This is a genomic window from Tsukamurella sp. II2bb (assembly GCF_057815145.1).
On record NZ_JBYPZI010000011.1, the window covers coordinates 157,705 to 172,863 of the forward strand.

The 15,159-nt window shown below is 69.1% G+C and carries 16 protein-coding genes; 12 read left to right on the forward strand and 4 right to left on the reverse strand.

Features of this window, described 5'->3' with window-relative positions:
* The first annotated feature begins 127 nt into the window (after positions 1-127).
* The 10 genes from AC21LY_RS21560 to AC21LY_RS21605 all read left to right on the forward strand — a co-directional run bounded on the left by AC21LY_RS21560 (position 128) and on the right by AC21LY_RS21605 (position 9,485).
* Positions 128-1,264 (forward strand): SPFH domain-containing protein, encoded by a 1,137-nt coding sequence (locus AC21LY_RS21560; RefSeq protein ID WP_489048616.1) that lies wholly within the window; start codon positions 128-130, stop codon positions 1,262-1,264.
* A 2-nt stretch (positions 1,265-1,266) separates the two neighbouring features.
* Positions 1,267-2,502, forward strand: a complete 1,236-nt coding sequence (locus AC21LY_RS21565; RefSeq protein WP_489048617.1) for a TFIIB-type zinc ribbon-containing protein — start codon at positions 1,267-1,269, stop codon at positions 2,500-2,502.
* A gap of 27 nt (positions 2,503-2,529) precedes the next feature.
* Positions 2,530-2,964 carry a hypothetical protein gene (locus AC21LY_RS21570; RefSeq protein WP_489048618.1) on the forward strand — a complete coding sequence of 145 codons (435 nt, stop codon included), beginning with the start codon at positions 2,530-2,532 and terminating at the stop codon, positions 2,962-2,964.
* Between the two features lie 68 nt (positions 2,965-3,032).
* The gene (polA, locus tag AC21LY_RS21575) at positions 3,033-5,708 is read left to right on the forward strand and encodes a DNA polymerase I (protein ID WP_489048637.1); all 2,676 of its coding nucleotides are present in this window, start codon (positions 3,033-3,035) and stop codon (positions 5,706-5,708) included.
* A 34-nt stretch (positions 5,709-5,742) separates the two neighbouring features.
* On the forward strand, positions 5,743-5,985 hold the full coding sequence (locus AC21LY_RS21580; protein WP_489048619.1) for a hypothetical protein: 243 nt from the start codon (positions 5,743-5,745) through the stop codon (positions 5,983-5,985).
* A complete protein-coding gene (locus AC21LY_RS21585) occupies positions 5,982-6,338 on the forward strand; it encodes a PIN domain-containing protein (protein WP_489048620.1) in 357 nt (118 codons plus the stop codon). The genes AC21LY_RS21580 and AC21LY_RS21585 overlap by 4 nt, the downstream gene beginning before the upstream one ends.
* A gap of 189 nt (positions 6,339-6,527) precedes the next feature.
* On the forward strand, positions 6,528-7,805 hold the full coding sequence (locus AC21LY_RS21590) for a reverse transcriptase family protein (protein WP_489048621.1): 1,278 nt from the start codon (positions 6,528-6,530) through the stop codon (positions 7,803-7,805).
* Positions 7,806-7,845: 40 nt separating this feature from the next.
* A complete protein-coding gene (locus tag AC21LY_RS21595) occupies positions 7,846-8,250 on the forward strand; it encodes a hypothetical protein (protein ID WP_489048622.1) in 405 nt (134 codons plus the stop codon).
* 11 nt (positions 8,251-8,261) lie between these two features.
* Positions 8,262-8,903, forward strand: coding sequence for an HAD family hydrolase (locus AC21LY_RS21600; RefSeq protein ID WP_489048623.1), 642 nt, complete (start codon positions 8,262-8,264; stop codon positions 8,901-8,903).
* Positions 8,904-9,140: 237 nt separating this feature from the next.
* Positions 9,141-9,485, forward strand: coding sequence for a helix-turn-helix domain-containing protein (locus AC21LY_RS21605; protein ID WP_489048624.1), 345 nt, complete (start codon positions 9,141-9,143; stop codon positions 9,483-9,485).
* Between the two features lie 100 nt (positions 9,486-9,585).
* Here AC21LY_RS21605 and AC21LY_RS21610 read toward each other — a convergent pair whose 3' ends face one another.
* The 4 genes from AC21LY_RS21610 to AC21LY_RS21625 all read right to left on the reverse strand — a co-directional run bounded on the left by AC21LY_RS21610 (position 9,586) and on the right by AC21LY_RS21625 (position 11,834).
* Entirely contained in the window at positions 9,586-9,978 is a 393-nt protein-coding gene (locus tag AC21LY_RS21610) for a hemophore-related protein (RefSeq protein WP_489048625.1), read from the reverse strand.
* Between the two features lie 31 nt (positions 9,979-10,009).
* Positions 10,010-10,363, reverse strand: a complete 354-nt coding sequence (locus AC21LY_RS21615; RefSeq protein ID WP_489048626.1) for a hemophore-related protein — start codon at positions 10,361-10,363, stop codon at positions 10,010-10,012.
* A gap of 115 nt (positions 10,364-10,478) precedes the next feature.
* Positions 10,479-10,919: a hypothetical protein gene (locus AC21LY_RS21620; RefSeq protein ID WP_489048627.1), complete on the reverse strand. Its 441-nt coding sequence runs from the start codon at positions 10,917-10,919 to the stop codon at positions 10,479-10,481.
* 129 nt (positions 10,920-11,048) lie between these two features.
* Positions 11,049-11,834, reverse strand: coding sequence for a class I SAM-dependent methyltransferase (locus tag AC21LY_RS21625; protein WP_489048638.1), 786 nt, complete (start codon positions 11,832-11,834; stop codon positions 11,049-11,051).
* Positions 11,835-11,994: 160 nt separating this feature from the next.
* Between AC21LY_RS21625 and rpsA the strand changes: the two genes are divergently transcribed.
* Together rpsA and AC21LY_RS21635 are read left to right on the forward strand one after the other, a co-directional pair.
* A complete protein-coding gene (gene rpsA / locus AC21LY_RS21630; protein WP_168546021.1) occupies positions 11,995-13,476 on the forward strand; it encodes a 30S ribosomal protein S1 in 1,482 nt (493 codons plus the stop codon).
* A 442-nt stretch (positions 13,477-13,918) separates the two neighbouring features.
* The gene (locus AC21LY_RS21635) at positions 13,919-15,124 is read left to right on the forward strand and encodes an IS30 family transposase (protein WP_489046438.1); all 1,206 of its coding nucleotides are present in this window, start codon (positions 13,919-13,921) and stop codon (positions 15,122-15,124) included.
* Positions 15,125-15,159 lie beyond the last annotated feature (35 nt).

The window sequence follows — 15,159 nt, forward strand, 5'->3', positions numbered from 1 at the left end:
GTGGAGCACCTTTCTCGTGGTGTCCCCGTCGTCGGGACGGAAGCAGCCTAAGTCGTCGGAGGCCTACGCGCGCGGCAAGTGACTATCGTTGGACTCGATCGCAACAACGACAGGGGTGGCAGCGCGCATGGGGTTGATGGACAGGATCCGCGGCGAACTCGTCGACATCATCGAGTGGTTCGAGGACGACCGCGGGGTGATGGCGTGGCGGTTCCCGCGGTACAACAACGAGATCAAGAACGGTGCCCAGCTCATCGTGCGTGAGGGCCAGGAGGCGTTGTTCGTCTACCGCGGGCAGCTCGCGGACCGGTACGGTCCGGGCAGCTACCAGCTGGTCTCCGAGAACATGCCGATCATGTCCACGCTGCAGGGCTGGCCGCACGGCTTCGCGAGCCCGTTCCGCAGCGAGGTGTACTTCGTCAACACCCGACCCATCACCGATCTGCGGTGGGGCACGGCGAACCCGATCACCATCCGGGACCAGGACTTCGGCATGGTCCAGGTGCGCGCCAACGGACTGTGCGTCGTGCGGGTCGTCGACTCGCCCACCTTTCTGCGCCAGGTGATCGGCACCGACTCGAACGTCGACTCCGACGAGATCGCCGAACTGCTGCGGCGCACCATCACCACCGCCTTCTCCGAGATGCTCATCGAGACCGGCATCGGCGCGATCGACCTGCAGGCCCGGCAGCGGGAGCTCGCGGCGAAGCTGCAGGAGTACGTGCAGTCGAAGATCCATCAGCAGTACGGCCTCGCCTGCGAGGCGGTCGAGCTGAACATCTCCCTGCCCGACGAGATCACCCAGGCCATGACCCGCGGTGTCGCCCGCGGCGTGGAGGAGCGCGGCTACTACGGCAACGTCGGCGACATGAACCGATTCCAGCAGGGCCGCGCCGCGGACTCGATGCTCGGTGCCGCCACCAACGAGGGCGGCGGCGGAACGGGCCAGTTCCTGGGCGCCGGCATGGGGATGGCGATGGGGCAGCAGTTCGCCCAGAACTTCCAGAATCAGCAGGGCGCGGGGCAGGCCGGCGGTGCGCCGCAGCCCGGCCCGCCGCCGCTGCCGAACGCGCAGGTCTTCCACGTCGAGCAGAACGGGCAGTCCGCCGGTCCGTTCCCGATCGAGCAGCTGCGCGGCATGGGCCTCACGCCGGCGACGCTCGTCTGGTCGCCGGCCCTCACCGGCTGGACGCCGGCCGGCCAGGTGCCGGCCCTGGCCTCGCTGTTCGGGCAGACGCCTCCGCCGCTGCCTCCCCGGGCCTAGCGATGACGGTGCCGCCCCCGCTGCCCGGCCCGCCTCCGTTGCCCGGCCGTTCCGGGCCGCAGCCGCCCCGCCCCGTCGGGCCCGGACAGCACGGTCCGTCGCAGCTCGTGCCCGGTGCCCCGTCGGCGAACGACCGCGAGATGCTGCACTTCACCGAGCAGACCCGCACCTATCCGTGCGGGAACTGCGGTGACGCGCTGGTCTACGACCCGGCGATCGGACAGCTGCGCTCGCCGAGCTGCGGCAGCACGTACCCGGTCCTGCTCGACACCCGGAAGGCCCTGATTCCGCATCCGTTGGGGCCGACGATGACCGCGCTGTACGCGCGTGCGGCCTCGTCCGCAGCCGTGCCGGTGGTCGACCACGAGGTCGTCTGCCAGAACTGCGGAGGACACACGCTCTTCAGCGGGACCCTCACCGCCGTGCGCTGCCCGTACTGCAACACCCCGATCCAGCGCGCCGACGTGCAGGTCGCGCCCGCGCGGCTGCCGATCGACGGGATCCTGCCGCTGCGGGTCGGTGAGGAGCAGGCCCGGCGGAACATCGAGGGCTGGGTGAACAGCCGGTGGTTCGCGCCGCGCGAGTTCAAGAAGTACCGCGTGCTCGGCTCGTTCACGAGCGTCTACCTCTCGTACTACAGCTACGACGCCGAGGTGACCACCGACTACTCGGGTCAGCGGGGCGTCCACCGGACGCGGCGGGACCGTGACGGCAACATGGAGACCTACACCGACTGGTGGCCCGTGAGCGGGCGCGTGCACGACAGCATCCGGCAGCTCGCCGAGTCCGCCAACACGGGACTCGACGGCGACCGGGTGCGCGAACTCGAGCCCTGGCCCACCGAGCAGGCCGTCACGTACACGCCGGAGTTCGTCGCGGGGCATCTCGCCCGGACCTACGACGGTGACGCGGCACAGGTCTTCGAGGCGCAGGCGCGGCCGCGGATCGAGCGCATCGTCGAGAACACGGTGCGGCGCGACATCGGCGGCGACGAGCAGCGGATCAGCCGGTTGAACCCGGTCTACCAGTCGATCGATTTCCTCTACCTGCTCATGCCCGTGTGGCTGCTGACCGTCACCTTCGCCGATCGGCCCTTCCAGGTCTTCGTCAACGGTGTGACCGGGGAGGTGCAGGGGCAACGGCCGTGGAGCGCGATCAAGATCGGGTTCGCCGTGGCCGTCGGCTTGCTGCTGGTCGGACTGGCGGTGTACCTGTACATGCAGGCCCGGGGCGGGTAGTCGCCGCGGAGCGAGGAGGTACGAGAAGTGTCGTCGATCATCCTGGTGGTGCTCGTGGTCGTGCTGCTGGCCGTGCTCGGGGCCACGGGTTTCGCGGTGGCGTTGGTGCGTAACAGTCGCCGGCAGCAGCGAGCGGAGGCGGAGATGCCCTTCCCGTCCCGCGCGCCGCTGTCCTGGTCCGGCTCGCACGTTCCGGAGGCGCGGTTGCACCGCCGGATCCGCGCTGCGCTGCGCGCCTTCGAGCAGCCCGCGGGTGTCCTCTCCGCGGCGCAGCTCGATGAGCAGGTGCGGCTGACGGTGCGTGCGCAGGAGATCGACGATCGGTTGGTGACCATCGCGGCGCTCCCGGAGACGGAGAAGCGCGCGGCACTGGAATCGGCGACCGCGGACGTCGCCGACCTCGAGAAGCGTGTCGCCGACACCGTCGTCGTGCGGCCCCAGCTGCCGCCCACGACGACCTGACGAAATCTGTCGGAGGCGATCACTAGACTGCCCGTGTGACTTCAGCGAACTCCTCGACCAAGCCCACGATGCTGCTGATCGACGGGCATTCGATGGCGTTCCGCGCCTTCTTCGCGCTCCCGCTCGACGGTGGCCGCTTCCGCACCAAGTCCGGGCAGCCCACCAACGCGGTGTACGGCTTCACGTCGATGCTGATCAAGCTCCTCAAGGAGGAGGCTCCGGGCTACGTCGCCGCGGCCTTCGACGTCTCGCGGCAGACCTTCCGCGCGGAGATGTACCCCGAGTACAAGGCGCAGCGCTCGTCGGCGCCGGACGACTTCCGCGGGCAGGTCGACGTGGTCAAGGACGTGCTCACGGCGATGGGCATCCCCACGATGGCGCAGGAGGGCTACGAGGCGGACGACATCATCGCCACGATGACCACCCGCGCGCAGGCGCAGGGCTTCAAGGTCCTCATCGTCACCGGGGACCGGGACGCACTGCAGCTGGTCAACGAGGACGTCACCGTGCTCTACCCGCGTAAGGGCGTCTCGGATCTGACCAGGTTCACCCCGGAGGAGGTGGAGGCGAAGTACGGCCTCTCCCCGGTGCAGTACCCGGACTACGCGGCCCTGCGCGGCGACCCGTCGGACAACCTGCCCGGCATCCCCGGCGTGGGGGAGAAGACCGCGGCGAAGTGGATCCGGGAGTACGGGAACCTCGAGGGCCTGGTCACCAATGTCGACAAGGTGAAGGGCAAGGTGGGCGATGCGCTGCGCGAGAACCTCGCGACGGTGCAGCTCAACCGCCAGATCACCGAGATGGTCCGGGACATGACGCTGCCCTACGAGCCGGAGGATCTGGCGCTGCAGCCGTGGAACCGCGAGGCCATCCACCAGCTCTTCGACGATCTCGAGTTCCGCGTGCTGCGAGAGCGCATCTTCACCGAGCTCGCCAGTGCGGAGCCCGAGGCGGAGGAGGGCTTCGAGATCTCCGGCGGCATCGTCGCGCCCGGCACCGTCGCCGAGTGGCTCGCCGAGCACGGGGCCTCGGGCGCACGGTCCGGCCTGGGCGTGATCGGACCGGAGGTCGTGGTCGACGGTGACGCGGAGGCCGTCGTCATCGCCGCCCCCGACGGCGAGGGCGGCTACATCGAGCTCTCCTCGCTCACCCCGCACGACGAGGCCGCGCTCGGCGCCTGGCTGGCGGACGAGACGCAGCCGAAGGCCGTGCACGAGGCCAAGTGGGCGATGCACGCTCTCGGTTCTCGCGGCTGGACGCTCAGTGGGCTCACGTCCGATACGGCGATCGCCGCGTATCTCGTGCGGCCCGGCCAACGCACCTTCAACCTCGACGACCTCTCGGTGCGGTATCTGCACCGCGAGCTGCGCGTCGAGGCCGGGGGCGAGGACTCGCAGCTCTCCCTCCTCGACGATCCGGATGATTCGGCCGGGGAGAAGGCGCAGCAGGCCATTCTGCGGGCCCGCGCCGTCGCCGACCTCGCCGACGCGCTGGACGGGGAGCTCGACAACATCGAGTCCCGCCCGCTGCTCGCCGAGATGGAGCTGCCGCTGCTGCGCGTGCTCGGCGTCATGGAGGCCAGTGGCATCGCGGTGGACACGGCGCACCTCGAGTCGCTGCACAGTGAGTTCAGCGATCGGATCCGCGCGGCCGAGGCGGCCGCCTTCGAAACGATCGGCGAGCAGATCAACCTCGGCTCGCCGAAGCAGTTGCAGGTGATCCTCTTCGACAAGCTGGGCCTGCCGAAGACGAAGAAGACCAAGACGGGCTACACCACGGACGCCGCCGCCCTCGAGGCGCTGTACGAGAAGGAGCCGCACCCCTTCCTGCAGTACCTGCTGGAGCATCGGGACGCGACGCGACTCAAGGTCACCGTCGAGGGCCTCCTCAAGACCGTCGCCTCCGACGGGCGGATCCACTCCACCTTCAACCAGACGGTGGCGGCCACCGGTCGGCTCTCCTCGACCGATCCGAACCTGCAGAACATCCCCGTCCGCACCGAGGCGGGCCGGCAGATCCGGCACGCCTTCGTCGCCGGCGAGGGCTTCGAGACGTTGATGACGGCGGACTACAGCCAGATCGAGATGCGGATCATGGCGCACCTCTCGGGCGATGAGGGGCTCATCGAGGCCTTCAACACCGGCGAGGACCTGCACAACTTCGTCGGATCGCGGGCCTTCGGCGTGCCCATCGACGAGGTCACGCCGGACATGCGCCGCCGCGTCAAGGCAATGTCCTACGGGCTGGCGTACGGCCTGTCCGCCTTCGGCCTGGCCGCGCAGCTGAAGATCTCGCGGGACGAGGCGAAAGATCAGATGGAGGCGTACTTCGCCCGCTTCGGCGGCGTGCGCGACTACCTGCGGGACGTCGTCGTCGAGGCCGGTCGCAACGAGTTCACCGAGACCATCTACGGCCGCCGCCGTTACCTGCCGGATCTGACCTCGACGAACCGCATGCGCCGGGAGTCCGCGGAGCGCATGGCGCTCAACGCGCCGATCCAGGGTAGCGCCGCGGACATCATCAAGGTCGCCATGATCCGGCTCGCGGACTCGATCCGTGAGGCCGGCCTGAAGTCGCGGATGCTGCTGCAGGTGCACGACGAACTCGTGCTCGAGGTCGCCGCCGGGGAACGGGACGAGCTGGAGAAGCTGGTCCGCGAGACGATGGGCAGCGCCGCCGAACTCTCGGTGCCGCTCGAGGTCTCCGTCGGCTACGGCCGCACCTGGGACGACGCTGCACACTAGTCTCGACCAGCGATTACGGGAGTATCGTCGGAGTATGAAGCGGTTGACGATCAGCGTTCCGGACGAGGTTGCCGCGAAGGCACAGCGCGCGGTCGACGCGGGCGACGCCGATAGTGTGTCGGGGTATTTCGCCATGTTGGCCGAGCGTGAGCCCGATTGGGTGATGGCACGTGAGGTGATCGACGAGATCATCGCCGAATCGGGGCCGATCACCGACGAGGATCGCGATTGGGTACGTCAGGTCCTCGGGCGTGATGTCGATTCGGCGGCGTCGTGATCCCGGTTTTCGATTCGGGAGCTCTCATCGCGATTGAACGCCGTGACAGCCGCATGACCTTGCTGATCCACGAGTTCGAGCGGGACCGTACGGCGGTTCTGGGGCAGGTGTGGCGTGGCGGCGCCCGGCAGCACGCGCTGGCTCGTCTCCTGCGCGCCGGCTTCGTGCGGGTGGAGCCGCTTGATGCGGAGGTCGGCGCGAAGATCGGGGTGCGCCTCGGCCGCACAGGGACCAGCGACGTCGTTGATGCTCACATCGCTTTGATCGCGGAGCGTGTGAGCGGCACGGTCTTCACGTCCGATCCCGAGGACATCCGTGGGCTGGCTGCAGGCGTGGAGATCGTGCCGGTCTGATCTGTGGCATTGTGGATTCATGCGACGTCGCCCGGGTGAGGTGGGATCCGCGCGATCCGTCTCAGCGGTAACCGCTGGGGGCACTGCACAGTTACACCCTGCGTCCCACGCCGGTCAGTGCGCTGCGCGCACCGGGCGGCGCTCCGGGAACATGTTTCAGGTCACCCGGGCGGCGCTCGCATCCCGCTCATGACAGCGATCGAGGTCTCGCGCCGGCTGCCGCGGGCGTGGCTGTACGCGATCGCTGAGCGCCTCCAGTTCTTCATCGAGGAGACCTGGACCGTCGAGTCTGTCGCCGACGCGATCCGCGACATCGTGCCGGAGGCCCTGACCGTCCAGATCGCGCGCAGTCTGCTCGCCGAGCACCCGCAGCCGCCGTTCGCGACCGTCGACGGCACGGTGCCCCGGCCCCGGCCCGGCCGCCTTCGCGCGGCGCTGGAGGGCTTCCGCACCGTCGAACTGATCGAGCCCAGTGCTCCGCGCGATGTGCCCGGACGCGCTCTTCCCGACCTCGCCTCCGTCGCGCGGATGCTGGACGTCACCGCACCGGAACTCGAGTGGTTCGCCGATCACGGTCAGTGGCTTCGACATTCGGCTCCGCCGCTGCGGCACTACCGCGTGCGGCGGATAACGAAGCCCGCCGGGGGAGTGCGGGTGATTGAGGCGCCCAAGCCGCGGCTCGCCGAGGCGCAGCGGCGGATCCTGCGGCACGTCCTCGACCCGGCGGGAGCGCACCCCGCGGCCCGCGGATTCCGCCCCGGCGGGTCGGTGCTCGCGTACGCAGCACCGCACGCCGGTGCCCGGTCCATCGTGCGCCTGGACCTGCGGGACTGCTTCTCGACGGTGACGGTGCCCCGCGTCCGGAGGGCATTCGGGCGCCTGGGCTACGGATCATCGGTCGCGGGCGTGCTCGCCGACCTGTGCACCACCTCGACGCCCGGTGACGAACTGCGCGGCCTCGACCCATGGCAGGCCGCAGTTCTGCGGTCGCGCCACCTCCCTCAGGGCGCACCCACGTCGCCGGCACTGCTGAATCTGGTGCTGCACCGCCTCGACGCCCGGCTGTCCGGGCTGGCGCGCGCCCAGGGCGCCCGGTATACCCGGTACGGCGACGATCTGGCCTTCTCCGGTGCGGACGATCCCTCGCTCATCGCGGGTGTCGCGCCGAAGATCATTGCGGCGGAGGGTCTCTCGGTCAACCCGGCGAAGACGCGCATCATGCGGGCCGGATCCCGCCAGGAACTCGCCGGCATCGTGGTGAACGTCCATCCGCAGGTGCTCCGTGCCGATTACGACACCCTGCGTGCCCTACTGCACAACGCGGCTCGGTTCGGCGGCGAGAGCCAGAACCGTGATGGCCTGGCCGACTTCCGTGCCCACGTCTACGGCCGGATCGCGTGGGTCGGGCAGGGTAACGAGCGGCGACGCGAACGCCTCCTCACCATGGCCGCACAGGTGCGGTGGTGATCGCCGGAACTTGTCGGTGGCCTGTGGCACGTTCGGCCGCATGAACAGCAACGCGTTGACTTTTCTCGGTGTCCGGGTGCCGCGCCTGCCGCGACCTGATCCGATGCGGATCGCCTGGTACACGCAGGTCCCGGTGGCGGCGGTACTGCTGGCGGGCGCGCTCTCGCCGGAACGGATTCCGACCCTCGTCGTCGGATTCGGTGTAGCCGCCTGTGCTCTCGGAGCGTTGTCGGTGCTGGTCGCGTGGCGCCGAAGGCAGATATCCGACCACTCGATCCGAGTGGCAGCATCAGTCTTCGTGCAGGCGGTCCTGAATGCGTTGGTCCTTCTGTCGATGCCGTTCCGCGACGGCGATCCATCACTCGGTTCGAGGATCCTGTGGGGCTGCTGCGCCGTCATGCTGGTGGTCAACAGCGCCTTCACCCTGAACACGTGGCGGCGGTAAGGTTGGGCGGCGTGTTCACCATCGGATTCGACCTCGACCTCACACTGATCGACTCGCGGCAGCGGATCCTCACCGCGGCGCAACGGGCGTTCGTCGACCTGGGGCACACCGTGCCGGACGCGGTGCTCCTCCCGCACATGGGCGTGCCTATCGACGACGTCGCGCGGGCCGCGGTCCCCGGCATCGACTCGGAGCTGTTCCTGCGCCGCTACCGCCACCACTACGACACGGACGGCACGACGCCGGTCCCCGTCCTCCCCGGCGCGCAGGAGCTTCTCGCGGCGATCCGCTCCGCCGGGGGCGCGGCGGTGGTGGTGTCGGCGAAGCAGCAGGCGGCCGCGGAGCGGGCGGTCGCCGACGCGGAGCTCGACGTCGTCGCCGTCGTGGGCGAGCACTTCGGGGCGGATAAGGGGGAGGCGCTCCGGCGCTTCACGAATGTGCGCGCCTATGCGGGCGACCACATCGAAGACGCGGCAGCTGCGCGGGCCGCCGAATGCGCCTTCATCGGCGTCACCACCGGCGAGTTCGACGCCGCCGCGCTGGCCGGCGCGGGAGCCGAGTGGACCGTCGGGAACCTGGCGGACGTCATCGATCTGCTGCCCGGACTCGCGCGTCTCGGGGAGCCGGAGCCGGACCTCTCGCCGGGGGTGTGATGCCTCGAGGAGAGGGAGGGTGAGTCCGTCGTCGAGCCGGCACCCGCACCGTTCGATGACCACGCCTCGGCTCCACCGCGCCTCCGTCATTGCTGGGGAACATGTTGTGCAGATGACATGCTCCGGCGGTGCGCCGGCCCGTGTCGACGCCTTGCGGCGGCAAAGGCATTGCGCTGCAGGATAAATGCACAACAAGTAGGGCAGACAATGTGATGTGCATGCACCAACCTGGATCAGGTGAGCGGTGGGAGTATCGAGTGGGGGACCTATGGTGACTCGCTCGGCCGCCGCTTGGTGACGGTGCGGAAGGCGCGCGGCCTCTCGCAGGAGAAGCTCGCGGAGCTGGCCGGTATCCACCGCAACCAGGTTTCGAACATCGAACGCAACGTGAGTTCGAACGACGGTGTCTCCGACCCGCACATGTCGACCGTCTATCGTCTGGCCGCGGCACTGGGTGTGCCGCCGTCGATGTTGTTGCCGGACATCGATCGGCCAGTGCTCGCGCGATCGCCCGAACAGGCGACCGCCGAGGCCGTCTCCGCCGTGGAGGTCGCCCTCCGCGCGGCGCTCGAAGCGCTCTGACTTCCGCGGTGGCGCCGCGCCGGACGGGAATTTCATGCCCTCGACGCCGAACGGCGGCACGCGCAGTGCGTGCCGCCGTTCGGGGTTGAGTGGGAGAAGCCTACTTGGCCTTCGCAGTACCGCAGGTGCTGTAGGCGTCCGCCACCGCGCGCTGCACGTTCGCCTGCTCGCCGAGCAGGCTGAAGGCGGTGCCGGTGCCCTGGAAGGCGAGCGCGGCGACGCGCACCTGCCGCTCCAGGCCGTTCGACGCCGCGATGTCCGCGAACTGCTGCGGCCCGCCGGCTGCGTCCTCGAGTCGCTTGGACAGGCCGGGCGACGAGCGATCGATCGCTGCGCGCAGCTGGCCGACGGTGCACGACGTGCCCGGCACGGCCCGCGCGGACGCAGCGTCGGGCTTCGGCGCGGGCGTCGGGGCGGCCGCGGCGAGCGGGGCGCCGGCGAGGGCGATCGCGCCGAGGACGGCGGCGGTGGCGGCGGTGCGGCGGAAGGTCATACGGGGGTGCCTTTCGGTGGCGGAGAGGGTGTCAGTACTTGTCGCAGGTCGCGATGACCTTGGCGATCTTCGCGTCGACGTCGGTCCGGTTGGCCCTGTAGTAGGCGGCGGCCGTGGGATTGTCCCTGGTGAGCCGATCGATGATCGCCTGCCGGTCCTCGGGCTTGGCGGTGAGCAGCTCGGTGGCCTGTTCGCGACCGCCGGGTGTGGCGTCCATGACCGCGATCGCCTCGGGGGCGATGACCTGGGTGGCGCGCTCCACCTGGGCGACGGTGCACTTGGTCCCGGGCACCCTGTCGTTGGGTGCGGCGGAGGCTACCGCGGGCGTGGCCGCGAGCGCGCCCGCGAGGGCGGCGACCGCCGCGGCGATACGGATCCGGTTCATGACTACCCCTATCGGGCGATGGACGGTTGCCCAGCGAGACTACCGGTTCGGGGTGAACGACGAAAGGACGGCGCCGGGTAGAGGAACCCGGCGCCGTCTTATCGAAACCCGCGTCTCAGCTCGTGCCGCAGGTCTTCTTGATCGTCGCGATCTTCTCCTCCACCTGGGCCTTCGTGGGCTTCTGCTTGCCGTCCGCAGCCTTGGGGTGCGTCGGCTTCGTCTGCCCCGGGTGCGTCTTCTGCCACTCCGCGAGGCGCGCCTCGTGCTGCTTCTTCGCCGCGGCGCGGGCGGCCGCGCGCTGTTCGGGGGTCTTCACGAGCATCTGCTCGAACCGGTCCTTGGCCTTCGCGTTCGAGCTGATGTGCCGCCAGAACTCCGGCGCGACCTTCGCGGTGGCGCGCTCGACCTGGCCGACGTTGCACTGCGTGCCAGGCACGGGCGCGGTGGGCGAGACGGGAGCGGCGCTCGCGGCGCCGGGCGCCAGCAGCGCCGCACCGGACAGGGCGGCGGCCGCGGCGGTCGCCGCGGCCAGCCGGGTGCGGGTGATTCGATTCATACGTGCGTCTCCTGATCAGCGGGCGGCCGCGTTCGGGCCGTCTCCAGCGAGCAGACACCGCATTGGTGAACGGGAGGTCACGATCAGCTGTGAACCAGCTGGAGACCGGGCATAGTGGCGGGGATCCGGCTATCCCGGCTTTTCGGTGACGAAGATGGCGGTGCCCGGGAAGATCGCGCCGCGCAGCGGGCTCCACTGCCCCCACTCCTGCGTGAAGCCCTCGGGCCACTCCGGCTCGATCACGTCGAGCACACGCAGCCCGGAGCCCACGATCTCGCGGATCCGGTCGCCCATCGTCCGGTGGTGCTCGACGTACGTGGGCAGGCCCTCGTCGTCCGTCTCCACGTACGGGGAGCGGTCGAAGTACGACAGGGTGGCGACGAGGCCGTCCGGCCCGGGATCGTCGAGGAACATCCAGCGCATCGGGTGATTGACGGAGAAGACGAAGCGGCCGCCCGGGCGCAGGATGCGGTGGGCTTCGGTCATCACCCGCGCCGAGTCGGCGACGAAGGGGATCCCGCCGAAGGCCGAGCAGACGACGTCGGCGGCACCGTCGGCGACGGGCAGGTCCTCCGCACCGGCCTGGACCAGGAGGGGATTGCCGCCGCGCACGTGGGGGAGCCCGCGGCGGAGCATGCCGGCCGAGATGTCGAGGCCGACCACGGTCGCGCCCTGCGCGGCGAGCCACCGGGCGCAGGGGGCGCTGCCGCAGCCGATCTCCACCGCGACGGTGCCGGGTCCGACGGTTCCGAGCAGGCCCGCATCCGCCTCGTGGACTCCCTCGGGGCACCAGACGAACTCGCCGTCGGCGCTGTCGACGCCCAGGAAGGCCGCGTGCTCGCGGTGATGGGCGTCGGCATCCGCGTCCCACCAGGACCGGTTCGCCGCCGCCGAGCCGGCGCTGTCGCGGCGCATGTCGGGGGTGGGGCGGTAGGTCACGGACGGGCCTCTCGACGGTGCTGCTGAGGTGGTTTGCCCAGGTTGCGGGTGGGGGAGTAGCCTGGACCTCGCGTGTGCCCATGCGTGCGCGATCTCGACCCACACTACTAGCACCCTGTCCGGAGCAACTTACCCAATGCCCACCACCACCGTTACGTCCCCGCAGGTCGCCGTCAACGACATCGGCACCGCGGAGGATTTCCTCGCAGCGATCGACGCCACGATCAAGTACTTCAACGATGGCGACATCGTCGAGGGCACCATCGTCAAGGTCGACCGTGACGAGGTCCTGCTCGACATCGGTTACAAGACCGAGGGTGTCATCCCCTCCCGCGAGCTGAGCATCAAGCACGACGTCGACCCGTCCGAGGTCGTCAACGTCGGCGATGCCGTCGAGGCGCTCGTCCTCACCAAGGAGGACAAGGAAGGCCGCCTGATCCTGTCCAAGAAGCGTGCGCAGTACGAGCGCGCGTGGGGCACGATCGAGGAGCTCAAGGAGAAGGACGAGGCCGTCAAGGGCACCGTCATCGAGGTGGTCAAGGGTGGTCTCATCCTGGACATCGGCCTCCGCGGCTTCCTCCCGGCCTCGCTGGTCGAGATGCGTCGCGTGCGCGACCTCCAGCCGTACATCGGCAAGGAGATCGAGGCGAAGATCATCGAGCTCGACAAGAACCGCAACAACGTGGTCCTGTCGCGCCGTGCGTGGCTCGAGCAGACCCAGTCCGAGGTCCGCAGCGAGTTCCTGCACCAGCTGCAGAAGGGCCAGGTCCGCAAGGGCGTCGTGTCCTCGATCGTCAACTTCGGTGCCTTCGTGGACCTGGGCGGCGTCGACGGCCTCGTGCACGTCTCGGAGCTGTCCTGGAAGCACATCGATCACCCGTCCGAGGTGGTCACCGTGGGCGACGAGGTCACCGTCGAGGTCCTCGACGTCGACCTGGACCGCGAGCGCGTCTCGCTGTCGCTCAAGGCGACCCAGGAGGATCCGTGGCGTCAGTTCGCCCGGACCCACGCCATCGGCCAGATCGTGCCCGGCAAGGTCACCAAGCTCGTTCCGTTCGGCGCGTTCGTCCGCGTCGAGGAGGGCATCGAGGGCCTCGTCCACATCTCGGAGCTGGCCGAGCGCCACGTCGAGGTCCCGGACCAGGTCGTCTCCGTCGGCGACGATGCCATGGTGCGCGTCATCGACATCGACCTCGAGCGTCGTCGCATCTCGCTGAGCCTCAAGCAGGCCAACGAGGACTACACCGAGGAGTTCGACCCGTCGAAGTACGGCATGGCCGACAGCTACGACGAGAACGGCGAGTACATCTTCCCCGAGGGCTTCGATCCCGAGACCAACGAGTGGCTCGAGGGCTTCGAGAAGCAGCGCGAGGAGTGGGAGGGTCGCTACGCCGAGGCGGAGCGTCGCCACAAGATGCACACCGCGCAGATGGAGAAGTTCGCGGCCGACGAGGCCGCCGAGGCCGCTGCCGGTGGTCCGGCCGCGGGTGGCGCGAACTACTCGAGCGAGTCCGCGGGCGACCGCGGCGGCAACGACGCCCCGCAGAGCACCGGCGGTTCGCTGGCCAGCGATGCGCAGCTCGCTGCTCTCCGCGAGAAGCTGTCGGGCAACGCCTGATCCGCTTCACCGCAGAACGGGGAACGCCCCGCATCCTTCGGGCGGGTTCACATGATCGTCGCAACACTCTCAACGAGAGGTTGCGGCGATCATGTCGTTTCAGGAGGACTGTGCCCGGTTCGGCGGCGAGCTGGCGCAGCTGGTCGACTCCGGTGTTCCGGTGAAGGAGGCCGCTGTCGCGGTGGGTGTGCCGCGGCGGCGGTGTTACGCGATTCTGCGGGCGATTGGCCACCCGGTGGGGCCGCCTCGCGGGCCGGGTAGGCCGGCAGATCCGGAGCGGATCGTGGCGGTGTTCGATCGGACCGGCTCGATCAACAAGGCTGCGATCGAGTGCGATGTGGCGTTCTCGGTCGCTCGCAGGGTCTTGGTCGATGCCGGTCTGGTCACGGCGGACAAGCTGAAGGCGGTGGGTAAGCCGGAGGCGAGGAAGCGATTTCTCGCGCTGCTCGATCAGGGGTGGTCGTCAGCGCGCGCGGCCCGTGAGGTGCAGGTGAACGAACGCACCGCCCGGGACTGGCGCCAGGGAATCCGACGAACCAGTGGCAGGCGGATCCACCCGGACGGCACAGTCGTGGACTATCGAACCAAGACGATCTACAAACAGGCTGTGACCAGTGCCATCTCGAGCCGAGACGATGCTTCGGCGATCGCGATCGCGATCAGTGACCGTTACCTCTCGCTCGATGACCGCATCGCAATCGCTGACGGGCTGGTACTCAAGGACTCGATGCGGACCATCGCCGCCCGGATCGGCAAGAACGTCTCCACCATCTCCCGGGAGGTCCGTCAACGCAGCATCGGCGGCCGGTATCTGCCGTATCAGGCCGATCGGGTAGCGGTGGCGGCTCGGGCGCGGCCGAAGCAGTCCAAACTGGTGGTGAACACGGTCCTGCGGGCAGAGGTCGAGGAGGGCTTGTCGAGGAAGCTCTCGCCGGAGCAGATCTCGCACCGTCTGCGCCGGGATCACCCTGACGACGAGAGCATGCGGGTGAGCCACGAGACGATCTACCAGGCCTTGTACTTCCAAGCCCGTGGAGGGATGAAACGAGAAGTGCAGCAAGCACTCCGGACCGGACGAACCAAACGCAAACCGCAGCGGAAAGAAGGTGAGCGGTATCAGCGGTTCATCGACCCGATGGTGATGATCAGCGACCGCCCGGCCGAAGTCGAGGACCGTGCTGTTCCCGGCCATTGGGAGGGGGATCTCATCACCGGTGAGCAGAACAAGACCGCGATCGGCACTCTCGTCGAACGCTCCACCCGCTACACGATGCTGCTGCACCTGCCCGACGGGCACGACGCCGAACAGGTCCGCGACGCGATCATCACCGCGATGAAAGACCTGCCCGCGCACCTACGCGGGTCGCTGACCTGGGACCAAGGCGCAGAGTTGGCCCGGCATGCGCAGATCAGCGTGGCCACCGATATGCAGGTGTATTTCTGCGACCCAGCCAGCCCCTGGCAGCGCGGCACCAACGAGAACACCAACGGGCTGCTCCGGCAGTACTTCCCCAAGGGCACCGACCTGAGCGTCTACGGCCCCGCGGATCTCGAGCACGTCGCTCAGCAACTCAACAGCCGACCACGCAAAACGCTCGGCTGGGAAACCCCAGCCGAGCGTATGCGTGATCTAATCACCACCCAGTAGAACAGGCAGTGTTGCGTCGACCCCTAGAAACCGCC